The following is a 19,906-nucleotide window of genomic DNA, read 5'->3' as shown; positions in this document are numbered from 1 at the left end:
ATAAATAATATTTATTCTTAATTTTTGAAATATGTGAAATTCGAGAAATAAATTCCCTCTATACTGTAAAATTTCCTGACTTTGGGCTGGTAAATTAAGGTCATTAGCTTTAAACTTGCTCCAAAGTCAGGAAATTTCGGAGAGCAGAATAATATTGAAACCGCAAGAAAGAATTTGTGTATAGTGGGAATTTTATTATTTATGAATATAATCTTTCTATTTCGTCAGCTTTTTTATTAAAACGTTCTATTATTGTGTTTATAAATGATCTATTATAATCATTAATCCAGTGATTATTGCTTTCTATAAAAGATTTTGTTAATTTTAAAGTTTTATTTGCTTGGTTAATAATTTCTTTTTTATCCAATGTTTTTGACTTCAGTTCCAGAACAATTTTATTATCAGTTGGATCATATATATTGGGATCCATAGAAGAATCAATTTGAAAAGATACCGGAGAATAATTAAATAATTCAGAGCTTCCTGTCGTTTCTGCTTCAAGTGTTATAAAAAATACTTCTTCTTCTGTATTCACAGGAAAAGGATTCTCCCACGATTGGTTAATTTTAATTTTTTCAGATCTATGATCTATAACTTTGAAATCACTGATTTCTACTTCTTGCCATAGCAATTTTTCTTGAATCTGTTTTAGCTTAGCTTCTCTTTTTTCTGTGGTATCGATTTCATGGTATTTGATATTATTTACTTCTTGATTAAGAAGGTCTGACAAATGTCCAGGAAGATCATAATTGATTATATGTAAGGATGTTCTTGGTTTCATGGTTTTTAATAAATTAATTATACGAATATTAAAGTTTTATTGTTAACTAAGTCAAAATTATAAATGAATACTTATATTATCTTACGGTTTTCCGTAAACAACAAAAATAAAAACCACGTTGAAATTTTCAATCAGTATTTTTACGGAATTTCTTAAAGATTTTGAAAATTTCATCACAAAAAAAATCCCAACTCTCGTCAGGATTATTCATTTATAAGTTTAAAGAAATCAGATAAACTAATTTTTCTTGCTTCACATATTTTAAAAAGTGTTTCAACGGGTATTCTGTAAGTTTCTTCACTTTTAATTTTTCTAATGGTACTTTCTTCTACACCATGATTTTTGGCAAAAGAATTTTGTGACTTGCCTTCTTGAAGCCAAGGTATCAACCATTTTTTTGTAATGTATAAACAAATTTTTTCGTTTATATCTGTCATAGAGCAAATGAAATAATTAAATAATAAAAAATTACGGTCGATCGACCGTAATTAAATTTCTTTTCTTACATTTATAAAAAAAATACAAACTCATGAAAAAATATAAACCATTAAGAAGAATGAAGATGATAAGATAAGTGAAGTTCCATCAAAGATGGATAAAGCATCTCGCTTAAAAATAGCTTCAGTTATGCCCTTAATAATTCTTAAACCCTTAAAAAATCTTAATGATTCAGAAAAATTTCAACAATAAAAAATACAAACAATGAAAAAGATAAAAACAGATTTTGCTCCCCGGTTTCGGGCAGATAAAAAGCACTCCGGGTTGCAGCTGATGGAAACCTTCTTTCAGTTCAATGAGCTGGATGTTTCCAAAGAAATACTAAGCAAAATGATTAATTATGCGGTAAAGAGGAATAGTTGGATCAATGAAGATCCGGCGGTTATCTTTCAGTTTCATCAGTCGATTTGGTCGCTGATCCGGGCAGGGTATCTCATCATGCTGAAGGAAAGGAAATGGGCTGTCAATAACCAGCCGGAGAAGATTTCTCCGTTGGTTCTTGGCCTGCTTTCGGAGAAGGAATACCGGAATCCTCTGCTGGTTTTCAAAAAAGCATTCAGGGAATACACCCTCAAAGAATTTGATTATTTTATGTCCGGAATCGTCTATTTCTCAATGGGCGTCTATGAAAATCTACCGGAAAGAAATATCGTGATGCCCTACATTCATACGGTTAAAATGCTGGACGCCGCCCATCTTATTCTTCAAAGAAGGAGAGAAAAGAAAATGGCTGAAACCAATTCAGGATAAAAAAGATTGAGAGTTGTTGATAAAGGTGATTAATATAATGATGATGTGTTTTTCTGACGCAAAGTTTTCATTTTTGAAACTGTTGATTGTAAGAGAACAAAGGACAGAATCAACTTCGTTGATTCGTCGAAGTGGGTGTACACGCATACCGCTTCATCAGCGACAAAGTCGCATCACTTTGCCTACTTACAATAAAGCGGAATCATTAATGAACTTTGCGTTTATCTTTTTAATCAAAAAATAATTTCAAACATGATCTATTGAGTACTGTATGTTTTATCATCAATCTGGTTTATTGATATAAGAAGTAGCATTAACATTTTTATAAAAAACCTGTTTACACTTTTACAGGTTTCCAATTCTTCCAACACAATGAAATTCATACAATCTATTATTTGGAACACTTTAGTACACTTTAGAAAGCTTAAAATAATACAGCATAAAAGTACACTGAAGAAAAAAATCAAAGATTTTTTAAAACTTATGTGGACTTATTTTGCGCCAGGATATTCTCTTAAGCTCACTTATGTGTTTCAATCTTTTGTGGCTTTTTTGGTTTAATAAAAAAATTAAACAGCTTTTTTTGTGAAATTCACAGTTTAAATCTTTTAAGGTTGAAAGAAAGATGATTTACTTATATTTGCCCTGCAAAGCAAATTCAAATGTTCAAAAAAGTAAGCACTGTATTTATTCTTGGCTTTTATACGGTTTTTTGTTCGGCCCAGCAGGTTCGGCCTTCCAAATCATCTGAAATTTACCGCGAACTCAAAACGCTTAAACAGCTGCCTAAAGTTTTATACCTTGCGGCTCATCCTGATGATGAAAATACAGGATTGCTCTCCTGGTTAATCAACGACCAAAATGTAGAAACGGGCTATTTGTCTTTAACCAGAGGTGATGGTGGTCAGAATTTATTGGGCACAGAACAAGGGGCTGCATTGGGTTTAATCAGAACGCATGAGCTTTTAGAAGCAAGAAAGTTAGATGGCGCCCAACAGTTTTTTACCCGGGCGATTGATTTCGGGTTCTGTAAAAATACGACTGATACTTTTAAACAATGGGATGAAAATAGCATTATAGCGGATGTCGTTTGGGTGATCCGTCAATTTCGTCCGGATGTGATCATTTGTCGTTTTCCTCCCACTGCTGCGGCAGGTCACGGACAACATGCGGCTTCGGCTGTGGTGGCGGAAAAAGCTTTTAAGCTGGCAGGCGATAAAACGGCTTTCCCGGATCAACTCAAATATGTTAATGCATGGCAGCCAAAACGTGTACTGTGGAATACTTTCCGCTTTGGTGGGGTCAATACGACCGCTGAAAATCAACTGAAAGTTACCGTTGGGCAATATGATGCACAACTGGGAATGGGCTATGGTGAACTGGCTGGATTAAGCAGAAGTTTACATAAAAGCCAGGGGGCGGGAACACAGTCTGTAGCCGGCATCAGAACAGAATATTTTGCCCACGTTCTTGGCGAGCCTGCAAAAGCAACACTTTTTGACGGAGTAACTAAAACCTGGACTTCACAAGGAAGCGCTGATATTGACCAATCATTAGATCAAATTATTTCAACTTTCAATTTCAACAATCCTGATCTCAGCTTGCGCGCTTTGCTTGCTTTGCGAAAAAAGGTCATGGCGCTAAAAGATATAGATCTAAAAAAAGATAAAATTGCGGCACTCGATAAAATCATTTTAAGCTGTGCGGGATTTATGGGCGAGGTAGTGACCAATCAGGCTGAAGCGGTTGCGGGGGATCATTACAATTTCAGGTTAAATCTGATTTCAAGAGCTTCAGATCCTGTTGTTGTAGAAAATGTACAATGGTTAAATCAGTCAGAAAGTTTCAACAGAAAACTGTCAAAAGATTCTTTAATTACCATTCAGCATGACCTTCAGATTCCTTCAGATGCCGCACTCACAGAACCTTACTGGCTGGCGAAATCTCCAACGAACGCAGCAACTTTCTCTGTTCCAAGTGATACTTTAATCGGTTTGCCTGAGGCAGAATCACCACTGAATGTTTGGGTTGGTTTAAAAATCGGTTCGGAAAAGTTTCAGGTTAAACTTCCTTTATCTTTCAAGAAATTGGATCCGGTGCGTGGTGATGTAGTCGAAGGCTTGCGTATTGTTCCTGCATTGGAACTGAAATTTACGCAACCCCTTTATGTGGTCAAAGAAAATGAAGACTTACATTTGAGTTTAAATGTTAAGGCGAATTCCAGCAAAAAGTTCAGTAACGGTACACTAAACCTGATGTATAACGGAGAACGTTTAGGCGGCGCTGATGTAAGCTCGCTCAATGGAAAAGATACTACTATCGATTACGTTATTCCAAAAACCAAGCTTGCCGCAATACATTCATCCCGCTTGCAACTGGATGCCAATTTTGTTGCAGATGGAGTCACGTATAATAAAAAACAAATATTAATTCAGTACCCGCATTTACCTTCTTTACAATATTTTGCGCCTGCAACGGTAACCGTAATGAAAGGCGATATTCAGGCGAAGTTTAAAAAAGTGGGATATATAGAAGGAGCGGGCGATTTCATTCCTGAGTTCCTACGCATGGCAGGTATTCAGGTAGAGGTCCTGAAAGACGAAGATTTTTATGGCAACATAGATGAATCTGCTGGAAACGGCAGTCAAAACAAGCTATCGCAATATGATGCCATCGTATTGGGTGTTCGTGCCAATAATACAGAGAAAAAGCTGGGCCGCTGGATGCCTTTTTTATGGTCTTATACAAAAGCCGGAGGTAATCTGGTGATGCAGTATAACACCAACCAGGATACAACCGTTGACCAATTGGGAATGTACAATTTCAGTATTGCCAACAAGAGGGTTACCGAAGAAAATGCTGCGGTTACCTTTTTAAATCCAAATCATAAATTACTGAACTTCCCGAACAAAATTACTGCGGACGATTTTAAAGATTGGGTACAGGAGCGTGGCGCCTATTTCCCAGCTCAATGGGATGCAGCGTATGAACCGCTTTTTGAAATGCACGATACCGGTGAAGAGCCTCTGCAGGGATCTACTTTATATGCCCAATACGGAAAGGGTAATTTTATCTATACACCGTTGGCATTTTTCAGACAGCTGCCTGCGGGAAATATTGGGGCGGCACGTTTATTTTTTAACTTTTTATCTGCACAGAAAAACTAATGAACAATCAACTTAAAAATTGGAATACCTGGTACGTATTATTAGCAGCTGCATTAGTATTGCAGATCGTATTTTATTATTGGTTTACTAAATCCTGGGCATGAGTAGTATAGATTGGACCGTTCTTATTGTTACACTGGTTGCAGTGGTGGTTTACGGCGTATTCATCGGTCGTGGCCAAAAAAGCAACGAATCCTACCTGAAAGCAGATAACAAAATGCCCTGGTACATTGTGCTGATAGGGATTATGGCTACGCAGGCAAGTGCCATTACATTTTTGTCAGCACCGGGGCAGGCTTATACAGACGGCATGCGTTTCGTTCAGTATTACTTTGGGTTGCCTTTGGCGATGATTGTGATCTGCATCACTTTCATCCCGATTTTTCAGCGCTTAAATGTTTATACTGCTTATGAATATTTAGAAAACCGTTTTGATAAAAAAACAAGGGTACTCACTTCACTGCTTTTTCTTTTTTCCAGAGGATTATCAACAGGGATCAGCATTTACGCTCCGAGTATCATCTTGTCAAGCGTTTTAAACTGGAACATTTATTTAACCAATGTTTTAACAGGAGGTATTCTGTTGATTTATACCTATGTTGGCGGTGCAAAAGCGATCGCTCACACCCAAAAACTACAGTTTCTTATTATTCTGGGAACCATGGCTTTTGCAGGATATCTGCTTATTCAGAATATGCCGAATGGAATTGGTTTTAAGGATGCGCTTTATCTGGCGGGGAAATCCGGAAAGCTCAATGTCATCACCACAGAATTCGATTGGAAGGATAAATACAATATCTGGAGCGGACTGATTGGCGGTTTTTTTCTGGCACTTTCTTATTTTGGAACAGACCAGAGCCAGGTTGGGCGATATATTACTGCGAAAGACAATACCAATGCAAAAATGGGCTTGCTGTTGAACGGATTGGTTAAAATTCCGATGCAGTTTGCTATTCTCCTGATCGGTGCTTTGCTTTTCGCATTCTTTTCCCTAAAACCGGCTCCGATTTATTTTAATGAACGTTCTTATCAACATTTAAAGGAAACACAACCTGAACAGGCTGCGGTTTTTGAAAAAGAACATCAGAATCTGCAAATACAATTTAATGCAGAATCGAAAGAAATTCTAAAACTGAAAGAAACTCATTCTCCTCAGCTTAACAAAAGAATTGAGGATTTTAAAAACACTCAAACTCAGGTAAAAGCACTGCACGGCAGGGTAGAGGAAGCAATCAATCATTCAAACTATAATGCGGAGAAAACGGATACCAATTATATTTTCCTGTATTTCGTGAAAAATACCTTGCCTGTAGGGATGATCGGTTTACTGTTTGCCGTCATTTTTCTGGCCAGCTGGGGTTCCATTTCTGCAGCGCTGAATTCCCTTGCCGCCTGCTCATTAAAAGATGTACATTTGATATTTAAAAAAGAAATTCCTGATGATGCCACGGAACTGAAGTACAGCCGCCTGCATACTTTAGCCTGGGGTGTTTTCTCAATCGGTGTAGCCATGTTTGCTACTCAGATGGGTTCCCTTATTGAAGCGGTGAATGTATTGGGTTCTCTTTTCTACGGCCCGATATTGGGCATTTTTCTGGTCGCATTTTACTATAAAAAAATTACCGGCTCAAATGTATTTATTGCTGCCATTTTATCAGAAATCGTGGTTATTGCCGTTTATAACTTCGATATCGTTTCTTTCCTTTGGCTCAACGTCATTGGGGCAGCGGCCGTCATTATATTTTCGGCAATGGGGTTATTGTTTTATAAGCCGAAAGCAGTAAATTCGTAAACAAACAACAAACAACAAACAACAAACAATTATATTATGAAAACAATGATCAAATCTGTTACTGTACTTTTTGCTGCAATGACGATGTCAGTGAATGCATTTGCCCAGGACACTAAAAAACCTGCCAGCCCTCCGGCTACTGCAACGGGGAAAATTAAAGATGCAACCATTACCATTGCCTACAGCAGTCCTTCTGTAAAAGGACGTACCATCTGGGGCGGTTTGGAAGCTTATGATAAAGTTTGGCGTGCAGGTGCCAATGAAGCAACGACTTTCGAAACGGATAAAAACATCACCGTTCAGGGTAAACCGCTGCCTGCAGGTAAATACAGCTTTTTCCTGATCCCTAAAAAAAGCGGAACCTGGACCGCGATTTTTAACAAAGAGCCAAAACAATGGGGTGCTTATAAATACGAAGAAGCAAAAGATGCTTTACGTGTAGATGTAAAAACAAAAGCTTTACCAGCAACACAGGAAACTTTAGTGTATAAAATAAACAGTAAAGGATTCACAATGGATTGGGATAAAATCTCAGTTCCTGTAGAGATCAAATAAATCTAAATATAAGTAATTCAAATCCCGTTAATGCGGGATTTTTTTTGTTTAAAATTCTGACAGGGTATCACAGATTAATATTGAGAAAATTTCAGACTGCTTATTTCATTCAGAATAAGCTTGTTACGCTTACCATATCGGATACTGAATGTCAGATTATAAAATTTTGATAAAGATTTTTTTATGGCTGTAAAAAAAGACAACGATATACAGGTTGTCTCATTCAGCCGAACTTTCTGCAATATAATTTGGTACATTAAAATATATTATTGCCCCCGGATTATTAAAATTCTTTTTTACCGAAAAGAGTTTCTCTGTAGTCGATACCCCATTGTGCGATAGTATCAATAAAAGGTTCTGGAGTCCTTCCAAAATTGGTTAAATCATATTCAACAGTAATAGGCTTGTATTTAAAACGGCACGTGTCATAAGATGATATGTATTTTCCATTTGCCTTTTAATATTTCCATACTATCCTTTACAGCATTTATTCTGAATCTGCAGAATGTATCATTTTGTTTTTCCATACTTGAATCTCTTATTAAGTGAAATTAATACGTTTCTTTCTAATATCACACTTACTTTCAAGATGGAAACTGATGCTATTTTTAACTTTTCATCTTTATAAATTTGTTGAAAATTATATACAGAGATCCACAATATAAATAACAAAATATGACAACAGAAGTTAGAATAATTATCGATAAGATGTTTGAGGAATTTGCCAGTCAAAACATAGACGGAATCGTTGAAACATTCAGTGATGATGCGGTATGTATCTATCATGGTACCCAAATAATGCCTGCAGCAAAATTTAAAGGAAAAGAAGGTGTTCGTATGTTTTTTGAATTTAACATCAATGCGCTTCGAGTGGTGTACTTCAATAAAACTCAATTTATTCAGGAAGGCAATAAGGTCGTAGTTCTAGGAAACGAGCATTTTATTTCCAATGAGGATAACTCTCATATCAGAAATAGCTGGGTACAGGTTTACACCGTAACGAATGGGTTAATTTCCCGTATGGAAGAGTTTGCTACTTCCGCACAACCCGAGCAATACGGCGGAAATGCCGGAGGACAGTGAGTATAAAAGTTTAATTTACATTTATTTTATGCATTTATATAAGATGCTTCACTACAATTAAAAAACAAGTTAATATATGGTTCTAATTACAGGCGCAACAGGAAATCTGGGATCCTGTGTAATCGATCAATTGTTGAAAATCACGGCCCCAGATAAATTTGTTGCCTTAGCAAGAAATGAAGAGAAAGCATCATCACTAAAAATAAAAGGAGTAGAAGTTCGGATGGGTAATTTTGATGATCCTGCTAGTTTGGAAACTGCTTTTGCAGGTATTGAGAAGTTGGTACTGATTTCTACAATGGAACAGAACCGGTTTGAACAACATAAAAATGTAGTAGATGCCGCTCTGAAAACAGATATTAAACACATTGTTTACACAGGTCTTGGAATCAGGGATATTCAAACTTCTCATGTTAAAGATTTGATGATTGACCATTTTCAAACTGAAGACTATATCAAAGAAAAAGGTTTGACTTATACTTTTCTGCGAAACACCATGTATGCAGATGCCATTCCTCTTATTGCCGGAGAAAAAATAGTTGAACAGGGGATATTTTTGCCTGGTGGCGATGGGAAAGTGCCCTACGCGCTTCGTAGAGAAATAGGCGAAGCAACTGCAAACTTATTATTTCAGGACGGGCACGAAAATAAAACTTATGACATTACCGGGAGTAATGTTTATTCATATCATGACATTGCCAATGGATTACAGGCAATTACGGGTAAAGAAATTCAATATATAAACGCAGATGCAGATGCTTTTCATGATATTTTGAAAGAAGCGGGTGTTCCTGATTTTCCAATTTATCTTTTGAGCGGAACAGTTGCTGACATCAAAAATCATCAGTACGAAATAAAAAGCGATATTTTAGAAAAGTTATTGGGAAGACCTACGGCTCCGCTTAACGAATTTCTAAAAGAAGTATATCAATTAAAATAAAATATCAATACATAATGAACATTTTAGAAGCATTGAACTGGCGATATGCCACCAAAAGAATGACCGGAGAAAAACTCGACGAAGCTCTTGTAAACGAAATTATTGAAGCCGCGAGATTAGCGCCAACTTCCGCAGGACTGCAGCCTTTTCATATTGTCAAAATAAGTAATCCGGAAATCAAAAAACAGATTCAGCCTATCGCTTTTGGACAGCCACAGATTATAGAAAGCTCGCATCTGCTTGTTTTTACGTCTTGGGATAAGATTACAGATGAACAAATTGATAGCGTGTACAACTACACAAATAATGAAAGAGGGGTGTCCAATACTGCCACTGCAGATACCGTAGCTGGTTTGAAACAATTGTTTCTTACTTTCACCGAAGAAGAACAGTACCACCATACTGCAAAACAAGCACATATCGGTATGGGGGTCGCAATTGTGGCGGCGGCTCAGTTAGGGGTGGATGCAACTCCAATGGAAGGTTTCAATAAAGAGGGTTTGGATGAGTTTTTGAAACTGAGAGAAAAGGGATTAAGGTCTGTAACATTGCTGGCTTTGGGAAGGCGTAAAACAGATGAAGACTGGCTGTTTCCATTGAAAAAAGTAAGACAACCGATAGAACAGTTTGTAACGGAAATTAAATAAAGTTAAAAAAAATAAATGAAATTTCCGGTTTGAATTCAGTGTAACAGCTTTATCTGACAGCTGGGTTTTTAAAAAAAATTGTCAGTTACTCAATATAGTCCTTACTTCCAAAAGTAAGGATTTTTTGTTTTTCAGAAGGTTTTTCAAGTAATTTCTCTTTTACCATTGGTTGACCATGTAAATACTTTTGAATAGGTGTGTTTTGCTATATCAACGTTTTTCAGGATTATTTCATCTATTTTACAGGATCTATCCCTTATATTTTTAGAACCTGATGATAGATGGTTATTTTGAACCGGAAAGTATTGTTTGGTGTAATGCATAATAATCTGGCCAATTTGACCAGATTATCAGCCTTATTTATATAATTTTTATACAAAATTGTATAGATCAGAACAAGTGACATAAGTCATTATTTGTTTTAATTGTTTGTGAATTGTGTTAATTTTTTTTAGTTTTTATTGTTAAATATATCATTGTGTAGCGAATGCGTTAATTAAAGTAAGTATTTTAACTGAAAAGTTAATTTATTCCCTTTTTTCCTCACAAATCTTTTATGATAGCTCTTTTCATATCAAGTATTCCGATATTAAAGAACTCCTAAATATTTACAGAATGCTTCTACTGTAGCACGGTTTATTTTTGTATTCTCAATTGAACTTCCTTTTAAGAATCTATTGGTGTTGCTGATATCAAAATCCGGGGTATTCTGATGAATTTCAATAATGGATTTATGATCATAAGCAGGAAATTTAAACAAACTCAAAAGCGGGTAGAGCGGGCTGTTCTCATCATTCTCCCAAAGAGCCCTCCATTCAAGATAAGGAATGGGCTTCAGATCAAAGTTCAATTCGGTATGCAGGAGTTCAAAAAATTCCATTACCGTCATATTATCTTCGGCTTCAGGACTTAAATGAAATATCTCTCCTATAGAGTCTGAATTTTTAGCAATATGAGCAATTGCTTTGCTTACAAAATCGACCATCACCAATTCTTCTTTCTGGTCAATTAATATGGGGTAAGCTTTTAATTGGATACAGGTTTTTACTAAAAGTCCCCACCATTGATACCGTGCTGTAGCACCTGTTAAGCTGTGGCAGAATACATATCCTAACCGGAAAATAACTATGGGGACACCCTGTCGTATAGCTGCCTGAGCAACCTGTTCCATGACCCATTTACTCTGTATATAGCCCATATCCCTGCTTAAATATTTAAAAGCAGATGTGCTGTCTGTATTTTCCATGATCATTGCAGGTTTGGTAAAATAATGTTCCCAGCTAAAAACCCCTACAGTAGATAAAAGAGATAATTGTTTCAACTTGTACGTTGTTACAAACTGAATCATAGTATGTAAAGCATCTACATTGGCAGCTCTCATGTAGGAATAAGGCTGGATAAAGTTTACCGCGCTTCCGGCATAATGTACGACATCGATGGTTTTAGTAAGATCCTCGTATTTCTGAGGAGTAAGGCCCAGAAATGGCTTTGTAAGATCTCCTGGCAGTAATATAACTCTTTTCTTATCATACATTTCTAAAGGAATGAGTTGATCCTCCATCGCTTTTAATAATCTTTTTTCAGCAGCACGTTCATCATCTGCACGAATTAAAAGATAAATATCTGCAGCGGTGGATTTCAATAATTCCACAAGCATATTTACTCCTACAAACCCTGTTACTCCTGTCAGTAAAATTTCTTCAGGATTTTCAAAATTTCCTTTTATTGAAATATTGAATTTGAATTTTTCATGCTTTACATCAGCGTCTTTTCGTATTTCATCACTTAAAGGATCTTTTCCCAGCCCATAATGTAGAGTATGCGGATTCTTCTCTCTTTCTTCAATTAATAAAGCCTGTTTTCTGATCGTACTGTTGGTATACAATTCACTGAGAGTAATGGTATTTGGAAATTTTTTGAAAAGCTTATTATACATTTTGGTCAGTAACAAAGAATGCCCGCCAAGATGGAAAAAATCGTCTTCCATACCTGGAATTCTACATTCCAGTACCTCAGTCCATATCTCTTTGATGACTTTTTCGTATTCATTGCAAGGTTCATCTTCCATTTCTAATGGTGCCGCGGTCTTATGTTGTGCCAGAGAGGCAAGGGCTTCCATATCTATTTTTCCGTTTGATTTTAGGGGGATTATATCGACGGTGAAAATTTCATTCGGAACCATGTAGGTAGGGATTTTTCTGCTCAATTCACTTCTAATATTGGAAATATGAGAGTCCCCGGTTACAAATGCTCTTAATGATTTTATGGTTTCTGACGCTTTATGAACCTGTACTTTTGCATTTTTTATTCCTTTGATCTGCAACAGTGCATTTTCGATTTCAGCAAGTTCGATCCGGTATCCTCTCACCTTCACCTGATGATCGCTTCTTCCAATGTATTCAAGCATACCGTCAGATAATGTTTTCACCTGATCTCCAGTTTTATACATTCTGCTGTAAATGTTACTTTCTTCGTTTATAAAGTGATTTTTAATAAATTTCTCTGCGGTAAGTTCCGGCTGATTCAGGTATCCTCTCGAAAGCTGGATTCCCGAAATATAAAGTTCACCAGTGACCCCGGCAGGAACCTTTCGGAGATATTGATCCAAAACATAAAGACGCATATTGTTAATTGCTGTACCAATCGTATGATCAGGATGAATATCATCAAATACAAATTCATTGACAGCTACTGTCGTTTCTGTAGGACCGTACATATTCACCAGTTTTACAAGCGGCTTCCAATGTTGGCTCACCTGTGAAGGACATGTTTCTGCTCCGGTGCCAATTACTCTTATGGAAGGAAGATCAAAAGTTTGAGATAGGGTAGAAAGTACTGAAGGAGAGATGAATGGAATGACTGTAATTGCATGAAGGAAAAGAAATTCAGATAAATGCTCTCCAAGCAGTTTGTTATTGGGATAGAGATGAACGGTAGCTCCTTTAGTAAGCGGAATCCAAAGATCTATGACTGATCCGTCAAAATTATAAGGCGAGAACTGGAGCGTTCTGTCTTCTTCACTAATGTCAAGAAGATTACCGTATTCTGTGATAAAATTTCCCAATGACTGATGCTCAATAAGAACTCCCTTAGGCATTCCCGTAGTTCCGGAAGTGTGAATGACATAGGCGAGATCAGTATGGGTGTGGGTACTGCAATAACTCTGCAGTATAGTTTCAGATCGGTTTTTGAGGAGATCTTCAATGAAATATACCGGCTGGTTGACCTCCCTTTTTATCTGACTGAATTTTGCTGATCCGATGATAACTTTGGGTTGAGTATCTTCCAGAAGGAGCTTAATTCTCTCCATCGGATAGGTGGTGTCTAAAGGAACATAGGCTGCACCGGCTTTCAAAACTCCTAATAAGCTGATGATCCGCTCAATAGATTGTTCATGATAACAGGCCGCAAAATCACCTCTTTTAATTCCTAGATGAATGAGATGGTTTGCAACACAACTTGATTTCTCATCTAAACTGCGGTAAGAAATACTTATTCCAGATATTATCAAGGCTGTTTTATCCGGTGTTTTTTGCACCTGTTCTTCAAACATCTGTACGAGTGTTTTGGGAATTTCAATCTGTTTTTGAGTTTCGATTTTTTTTTCAGATACAGCAGAATACAAGTCAATATCCCCAATTTTTTGATTAGGATCTAAAGTTATCGATTGCAGCAGATACCGGAATCTTGCTGCCATTTCCATGATCGTCTGCTTTTTAAATAAAGCATCAGAATAATCAATGTTTACTTTTAATTTTCCATCAGTCTGAAGAACCTCAAACTGCAGATCAAATTTTATACGTTTGTTATGAATCCATTGTACTTTTTCAGTCTGTACAGGAAATGAATTTTCGGACGTTTCTACAGGATCCTGCAGGACAAAAATATTCTGGAATAATGGATTGTGCCCTGCAAAACGGTCTTTAATTACTTGGCTTATTATAATGTCTATAGGAACTCCCTGATGCCTGAAAATCTGTGGAATCATATTTCGGATTTGTTGTAAAAAATCGACAAATGCAGGGTTTCCATCGATTTTAATGCGGATGGGAAGCATATTCGCAAAATAGCCGATTGTTTTATCAAAAGGATGCGGCCGGTTGGCAGACGGGCTTCCAATACAGATGTCCTGCTGCCCGCTGTAATACTGCATCAATAGGCTGAATGCAGAAAGCAGTGTCATATATAAAGTAGCAGACTGCTCTTCTGAAATTTTTTTAAGGTTTTCAGTAAGTTCTTCATCAATTTCAAATTGATACTGTTCTCCCGAATCAACATGATTATGTAATTTTTTGAAATCATGAGCTGTCTGCAGTACAGGAACATCCTCGAGATATTCTTTCCAAAAAGTAATTCCGTCCCCTATATTCTGCTTAGACTGCCAGACTGCATAGTGTTTATATTCTATGATCGGATTAAAATTTTCCCCTGCTTTATTGTTTATGATCTCTTGATATAATGTATTAATTTCCTGAGCAATTAGCGGCATAGACCAGCCATCTGTAACCATATGATGCATTACCAATAATAAAGAAACGGCCGTGTTTGAATCATAAATAATATAGGCTCTGAGCATATAGTCCCTCTGAAGGTCAAAAGGTATAGTGACAAGGTTTTTTATATTGTCTGAACTGTGCTGTGTATGCAATAACCAGTGGTCTGCATTAGTTACCGAAACGTATGGGTGATTATCCTTTTCCTCTATAGTGGTTCTTAGTATACTGTGCTTTTTGACAAGCCTGTGCAGGGCATTTTCTAATATTGAAAAAGAAACGTCTTTATGCATAGGATAAAGTACACCGATGTTATAGGGGGTACTGCCATATAACTTGTCAATAAACCATAAGTTTTGCTGCTGCGATGACAGCGGTACAGGATCATACTGATCCAGAATATCTATTTCATCCGTCTGATTACGATTGTCTTGTTCTGTAATATAATTCTCCAGTTCGTGAATGCTTGGGTATAAAAATAAATCTGCTGCCTGTAAAGAAAGATTAAATTCTCTGCGAAGAAGAGAAACTAAACGGTATGCTAAAATTGAATTACCACCAAAGTGGAAAAAGTTATCATAAATACCTATTGATCTTATTCCTAAAATCGCACTCCATGCATCAGCCAAAAGATTCTGTAATGGGCTTTGAGGCGCAACAAAAAATTTTCTTTTCTCTTCTGTAACTTTATCGGTACTTAAAACGGATTTATCAATTTTTCCATTAGCAGTCAGCGGAAAGCTTTCTACTTCCAGAAATTTAAACGGAATCATATAAGAGGGAAGACGTTCAAATAAATAGGTTCTGATATCTTCAGGATATGAATTTTTATTTTTTTTGTTTTTGTAAAAGCAAATGAGCTGTTTTAGATCCTTTTTTTGCTTTACGATAATGATACAGTTTTCTACAAGACCAGACTGCCGGATATTTTCTTCAATTTCGGCTGGTTCTACGCGAAATCCCCTTACTTTCACCTGCTGGTCTGCTCTTCCCACAAACTCTATGGTATCATCTTTTAAACGGCGTACCAAATCTCCTGTTTTATAGACTCTTACTGTTTTGTTTTCAGGGGTTTTATACTCTAAAAATCTCTCAGCAGTTAAATCCGGGCGGTTGTAATAACCTCTTGCTACTTGGATTCCTCCAATATAAAGCTCTCCGGTTTCATTTGCGGGAAGAGGATTCATTTCATCATCCAGCACATAAAAATCTACATTAGGAAGAGGCTTCCCGATTGTAGTTATCGGATGGTTTTCATCAAATTTAAATCCGCTTACGACTACTGTCGTTTCTGTGGGGCCATAGATGTTTATCAGCTCTGTCCTTTTCTTCCAGGATTCTATTACCGACGGTATCGGAGCTTCTCCGCCGGTACATATTTTTCTAAGCTTTCCAATAGGTTGATCAGTGGGTAATGTTGCCAGAATAGACACAGGAAGATAAGGTAGCATAGTGATCCCACTTTCGCGAATATAATGAAGGAGAGGTTCTCCTACCATTCTGTTATCGGGATAAAGGAATACGGTCATTCCTTTTGAAAGCGGAACCCAGAGATCCACTACGATACCATCAAAATTGGATGATGAGATGGTAAGGGCTGTATCTTCTTTTTGAGGATCCAGAAAAATGCCAAATTGCTCTACAAAATTATTGAGCCCCTTGTGTTCAGCCATTACAGCTTTAGGTACCCCTGTGCTGCCTGAGGTATAAGCTAAATAAGCCATACCTTCTGCAATGTTGTATTTTGGAGTGCTTTCAGGCATCTGTTTGATTTCCTCTTTCTGTTCATCGATGAGTATGATCTGTCCTTTAAAAAAAGAAAATTTTTCGGCATAAGATCGTGTTGTGATAAGGAGAGGACTTTCTGTGTCTTCTAGAACATGCTGAAGTCTTGCTTCCGGATAGAGTGGATCGAGGGAAACATAAGCGCCTTCAGCTTTCCATATAGCGAGCATAGCAATTACTTTTTCCAGAGACTGGTCTAAACAGAAACAAAGAGGAATATTTGAAAAATTTCCTCTTTGTTTTAAATAATGTGCTAATTGATTCGAAAAAATGTCTAGTTTTTCAAATGTAAGCGTTGAGTTTTCGTAAATAAGTGCCGGTTTAGATGGGCACAAATGTACTGTATCCTCAAGATGCGATAGGATTGATTTGCATTTTAACATTTTGTTGAGTTTTATGGTTAAAGTTTTTTTTAAAAGTAATAAAATTATAAATAAAATACTAAATTCACATTATTGTAATTAAAAATACAAAAATACAATACCATATGGAAAAATTACCTCAAAAACCGGAGCTCACCTTTAAAATGTATGAATTGATAAGCGGGTATTGGGTGGCTTCCTGTATCCGTTCAGCGGTACAGCTTGATATCGCGGATAAATTACTTAGCGGCCCTAAAACTTTGTCACAGCTGGCGATCGAAACAGAATGTGATGAAAAGTCTTTGTATCGATTATTAAGGGCAATAACGAGTGTAGGCATTTTTAACGAAAAAGAAGACGGAGCGTTTGAACTAAATGATTTGGGAGCTGTTTTACTAAGCGACGTTCCCGGATCAGTAAAACCATGGGCTCTGGCTAATCTCGGAGAGCACTATCCGGCTTTTGGAGAATTAACCTATGGAGTGAAAACTGGAAAAGTTCCTTTTGAACATGCCCATGGAATCCCTGTCTGGGAATACTATAAACAGAATCCTGAAGCTGGGATGAATCTTGCCAAAGCAATGGCTGGGATGTCTGGAGCTGTTCTGAAAACGATTATAGATACCTACGATTTTTCATCATATAAAACGCTGGTTGATATTGGAGGAGGAAACGGAGCTTTGATGTTTGCTGTTTTGAACGCATCTTCAGAAAGTACCGGGATCATTTTCGATGAGCCTTATGTAATACAGCAGACCGCTCTGCTCATTCCGGAAGATTTGAAAAAAAGATGTACGGTTTTCGGAGGAAGTTTTTTTGAAGAAATTCCTGCAGGAGCTGATCTTTATACCACGAAATGGGTAATCCATGACTGGAATGACGAGGAGGCAATCAAAATTTTAAGCAATGTTTATAAAGCAATGCCCACAGGCGGGAGACTGTTGATTATTGATTCTGTTATCCCTGATGATTCACGAAACACTCCGCATGCCGGAAAATTATTGGATATCAATATTATGGCGATGACCACAGGAAAAGAAAGAACATTGAACGAATTCAAAGTTCTGATTGAAAAAGCAGGACTGACTTTTAAAAGACTCATTCAGACTGATACTGAAGTCTCAAGCATTGTTGAATGTGAAAAAGTATAATAAGTACCAATAAAGCGATGTTTAAAGTCACTATTTTTTATCCTGTTAAAGAAAATGACTGGTTTGATATGGAGTATTATCTCCAAAAGCACGTTCCATTATCCAGATCTGTTTTCGGAAAATCGTTAAAGGGATTGGCTATAGAAGAAGCTTATAATGATGAAAAAAATGAAACCTATCAGTATCTTTACAAAGTTATCGGGCATCTTTTTTTTGAGAAAGTTGAAGACTTCTACCTTAATTTTTTGCCCAACGAAGAACTCCTTAGAAAGGATAGTGAAAACTATACTAACGTAGATCCTATTTTACAGATATGCAGAGTAATTGTCTGCGATCATTATGAGTGATTATTTTTTACTGCTGCTTTTATTGATTCGTTTTCTGTATTTGATTGGAGGGTTTGATCTGGTAAGAATTTGGATCGTTTGCGGGGGGTGAATTGGCAAAAGATGATTAAGAAACTGAAGATGATTTGGATTCTGAATGACCTAATGGTGTCCAAAACAAAGAATTTAATTTTTTTGTTTATTTAGGTTCATCTTTTTACTTGTTTTAATTAAAAAAAACTCTTAAAAATAGACACTTCCAGTGGATCTTCTACTACGTTCATATAAATTTAGATAATGATATATCATTATCTAAATTTATTGTTATCGAAGCATTATTTCTCTAATTTCCACACTTCCGCCTGCTTTCAAAATCGGGTTTGATCGGGCAATTTTTTGAGCGGATTCTAAATCTTCGGATTCTATAATCAAAAAACCTGTTAAAAAGTGCGTTACTTCCATGAAAGGTCCTTCCTTAATCGTTCCGTCAGCAAAAATTGAACTTGCCATAGCAGGTATCGGAGGCATTGTTCCTCCCAGGTTTTTGATAACTCCTTGCGCTTTTACATCTTCCAACCATTGCGCTCTGTCTGCTACTTCTTTAGGGTCTGTGAAAGATCCAGGATCCATAATTGTGTTTGCTCTTAATAATAAAACAAAATTTTTCATTGTACATGATTTAATTTTTAAATAATTCCTTGATAATGTCTTCAATAGATGCTGTAGGACGGCCCAATAAGGTTTCCATCGTATGGCTTTCTATTTCGTATTGTGCCATTTTGATATCGTGAATAGTGCCTGAATGCAGATAGATTGCAAAGTCAGCGAAACCGATTTGCTTCAAAAATGCTTTCAGATCATCTTCTGAAATATCATTGTATTTAATTGTATCTCGTGTAAGATGAGACAGTGCTGCAGCTAACTCTGTATAACCCAAACTATTTGAACCCGTAATATTATATGTATTATTTTCGTGACCATCTTGCAATAACAGATTCGCTGTAGCTTCTCCTATTTCTCTTCTCAAGGCATAGGGGACTTTTCCGGTTCCACCGGGAAGATTGATGTCTTGGTGTAAAGCATTGGAGCCTAAAATTTGCGTTAATGCATCCGCATACATTGTATTTCTCAGGATAGTATAGGTTAAGCCGCTTTCTTTGATGTAATCTTCAGTTTGGAAATGACTTATCATCAAATCTTGAACAGCGGAGGTATGAATGTCTTTTATAGCCAAACCGGTATAAATGATTTGTTTCACTCCTTGTTTCTTAGCCGCATCCACTACGTTTTTGTGTTGCTCGTAACGGTTTTGATCCATCGTGGAAATCAAGAGCAATTTATCTATTCCTTTAAATGCTTCATTCAATGTAATAGGATCGCTGAAATTTGCTAATCGTGATTGCAATCCCTTAGCTTTCAGTTTTTCAACACCTGCAGCATTGCTGGATGTTGTAACAAAGTCTTCCGGTGACAAAGTTTTTAAAAGCTGAGCAACTACAGCCGAGCCCAGGTTACCGCTGGCTCCTGTTATTAGTATCATATTATTTTTCTATTAAATCCCTGATCTTACTATTGA

The 19,906-nt window shown here is 36.7% G+C and carries 15 protein-coding genes; 9 read left to right on the top strand and 6 right to left on the bottom strand.

The features are described 5' to 3' along the window. Positions 1-199: 199 nt before the first annotated feature. Together BUC06_RS19430 and BUC06_RS19425 are read right to left on the bottom strand one after the other, a co-directional pair. Entirely contained in the window at positions 200-781 is a 582-nt protein-coding gene (locus tag BUC06_RS19430) for a hypothetical protein (protein ID WP_073335661.1), read from the bottom strand. Between the two features lie 203 nt (positions 782-984). Then, a complete protein-coding gene (locus tag BUC06_RS19425; protein WP_047486272.1) occupies positions 985-1,218 on the bottom strand; it encodes a helix-turn-helix domain-containing protein in 234 nt (77 codons plus the stop codon). A 265-nt stretch (positions 1,219-1,483) separates the two neighbouring features. Between BUC06_RS19425 and BUC06_RS19420 the strand changes: the two genes are divergently transcribed. The 4 genes from BUC06_RS19420 (at position 1,484) to BUC06_RS19400 (ending at position 7,543) form a co-directional block, all read left to right on the top strand. Next, positions 1,484-2,029 (top strand): hypothetical protein, encoded by a 546-nt coding sequence (locus tag BUC06_RS19420; protein ID WP_073335660.1) that lies wholly within the window; start codon positions 1,484-1,486, stop codon positions 2,027-2,029. Between the two features lie 662 nt (positions 2,030-2,691). Beyond that, positions 2,692-5,196, top strand: a complete 2,505-nt coding sequence (locus BUC06_RS19410; RefSeq protein ID WP_073335658.1) for a PIG-L family deacetylase — start codon at positions 2,692-2,694, stop codon at positions 5,194-5,196. Between the two features lie 100 nt (positions 5,197-5,296). After that, positions 5,297-6,988, top strand: a complete 1,692-nt coding sequence (locus tag BUC06_RS19405) for a sodium:solute symporter family protein (protein ID WP_073335657.1) — start codon at positions 5,297-5,299, stop codon at positions 6,986-6,988. Positions 6,989-7,024: 36 nt separating this feature from the next. Further along, entirely contained in the window at positions 7,025-7,543 is a 519-nt protein-coding gene (locus BUC06_RS19400) for a DUF2911 domain-containing protein (protein ID WP_073335656.1), read from the top strand. Positions 7,544-7,826: 283 nt separating this feature from the next. Here the strand turns inward: BUC06_RS19400 and BUC06_RS24200 are convergent, their stop codons facing one another. After that, on the bottom strand, positions 7,827-7,943 hold the full coding sequence (locus BUC06_RS24200; RefSeq protein ID WP_228423847.1) for a winged helix-turn-helix transcriptional regulator: 117 nt from the start codon (positions 7,941-7,943) through the stop codon (positions 7,827-7,829). A gap of 275 nt (positions 7,944-8,218) precedes the next feature. Here BUC06_RS24200 and BUC06_RS19395 point away from each other — a divergent pair, with 275 nt between their 5' ends. From BUC06_RS19395 to BUC06_RS19385, 3 genes are all read left to right on the top strand, one after another. Then, the gene (locus BUC06_RS19395; RefSeq protein ID WP_073335655.1) at positions 8,219-8,626 is read left to right on the top strand and encodes a nuclear transport factor 2 family protein; all 408 of its coding nucleotides are present in this window, start codon (positions 8,219-8,221) and stop codon (positions 8,624-8,626) included. Positions 8,627-8,702: 76 nt separating this feature from the next. After that, complete coding sequence (locus tag BUC06_RS19390; protein ID WP_073335654.1) at positions 8,703-9,566, top strand: SDR family oxidoreductase; 864 nt, start codon at positions 8,703-8,705, stop codon at positions 9,564-9,566. A gap of 14 nt (positions 9,567-9,580) precedes the next feature. Beyond that, complete coding sequence (locus tag BUC06_RS19385; RefSeq protein ID WP_073335653.1) at positions 9,581-10,213, top strand: nitroreductase family protein; 633 nt, start codon at positions 9,581-9,583, stop codon at positions 10,211-10,213. A 589-nt stretch (positions 10,214-10,802) separates the two neighbouring features. On the opposite strand, the gene BUC06_RS19380 is transcribed toward BUC06_RS19385, so the two are convergent. Beyond that, positions 10,803-16,874: a non-ribosomal peptide synthetase gene (locus BUC06_RS19380; RefSeq protein WP_073335652.1), complete on the bottom strand. Its 6,072-nt coding sequence runs from the start codon at positions 16,872-16,874 to the stop codon at positions 10,803-10,805. 104 nt (positions 16,875-16,978) lie between these two features. On the opposite strand from BUC06_RS19380, the gene BUC06_RS19375 reads away from it, so the two are divergent. Together BUC06_RS19375 and BUC06_RS19370 are read left to right on the top strand one after the other, a co-directional pair. After that, the gene (locus BUC06_RS19375) at positions 16,979-18,004 is read left to right on the top strand and encodes a methyltransferase (RefSeq protein WP_073335651.1); all 1,026 of its coding nucleotides are present in this window, start codon (positions 16,979-16,981) and stop codon (positions 18,002-18,004) included. Positions 18,005-18,021: 17 nt separating this feature from the next. Further along, a complete protein-coding gene (locus tag BUC06_RS19370) occupies positions 18,022-18,351 on the top strand; it encodes an EthD family reductase (protein WP_073335650.1) in 330 nt (109 codons plus the stop codon). 303 nt (positions 18,352-18,654) lie between these two features. Here the strand turns inward: BUC06_RS19370 and BUC06_RS19365 are convergent, their stop codons facing one another. Next, a complete protein-coding gene (locus BUC06_RS19365; RefSeq protein WP_073335649.1) occupies positions 18,655-18,999 on the bottom strand; it encodes a YciI family protein in 345 nt (114 codons plus the stop codon). A gap of 10 nt (positions 19,000-19,009) precedes the next feature. After that, positions 19,010-19,870, bottom strand: a complete 861-nt coding sequence (locus BUC06_RS19360) for an SDR family oxidoreductase (protein ID WP_073335648.1) — start codon at positions 19,868-19,870, stop codon at positions 19,010-19,012. Positions 19,871-19,906 lie beyond the last annotated feature (36 nt).

It is taken from the genome of Chryseobacterium carnipullorum (assembly GCF_900142785.1).
Taxonomy (GTDB): Bacteria; Bacteroidota; Bacteroidia; order Flavobacteriales; family Weeksellaceae; genus Chryseobacterium; species Chryseobacterium carnipullorum.
This window is presented reverse-complemented; position numbering and strand designations above follow the sequence as displayed.

Excerpts from the sequence above, each read along its gene's own strand:
- BUC06_RS19420 (WP_073335660.1), top strand. The coding sequence starts at position 1,484 with ATGAAAAAGATAAAAACAGATTTTGCTCCCCGGTTTCGGGCAGATAAA.
- BUC06_RS19375 (WP_073335651.1), top strand. The coding sequence starts at position 16,979 with ATGGAAAAATTACCTCAAAAACCGGAGCTCACCTTTAAAATGTATGAA.
- BUC06_RS19365 (WP_073335649.1), bottom strand. The coding sequence starts at position 18,999 with ATGAAAAATTTTGTTTTATTATTAAGAGCAAACACAATTATGGATCCT.
- BUC06_RS19430 (WP_073335661.1), bottom strand. The coding sequence starts at position 781 with ATGAAACCAAGAACATCCTTACATATAATCAATTATGATCTTCCTGGA.
- BUC06_RS19390 (WP_073335654.1), top strand. The coding sequence starts at position 8,703 with ATGGTTCTAATTACAGGCGCAACAGGAAATCTGGGATCCTGTGTAATC.
- BUC06_RS19425 (WP_047486272.1), bottom strand. The coding sequence starts at position 1,218 with ATGACAGATATAAACGAAAAAATTTGTTTATACATTACAAAAAAATGG.
- BUC06_RS19410 (WP_073335658.1), top strand. The coding sequence starts at position 2,692 with ATGTTCAAAAAAGTAAGCACTGTATTTATTCTTGGCTTTTATACGGTT.
- BUC06_RS19395 (WP_073335655.1), top strand. The coding sequence starts at position 8,219 with ATGACAACAGAAGTTAGAATAATTATCGATAAGATGTTTGAGGAATTT.
- BUC06_RS19405 (WP_073335657.1), top strand. The coding sequence starts at position 5,297 with ATGAGTAGTATAGATTGGACCGTTCTTATTGTTACACTGGTTGCAGTG.
- BUC06_RS19385 (WP_073335653.1), top strand. The coding sequence starts at position 9,581 with ATGAACATTTTAGAAGCATTGAACTGGCGATATGCCACCAAAAGAATG.
- BUC06_RS19400 (WP_073335656.1), top strand. The coding sequence starts at position 7,025 with ATGAAAACAATGATCAAATCTGTTACTGTACTTTTTGCTGCAATGACG.
- BUC06_RS19360 (WP_073335648.1), bottom strand. The coding sequence starts at position 19,870 with ATGATACTAATAACAGGAGCCAGCGGTAACCTGGGCTCGGCTGTAGTT.
- BUC06_RS19370 (WP_073335650.1), top strand. The coding sequence starts at position 18,022 with ATGTTTAAAGTCACTATTTTTTATCCTGTTAAAGAAAATGACTGGTTT.
- BUC06_RS19380 (WP_073335652.1), bottom strand. The coding sequence starts at position 16,874 with ATGTTAAAATGCAAATCAATCCTATCGCATCTTGAGGATACAGTACAT.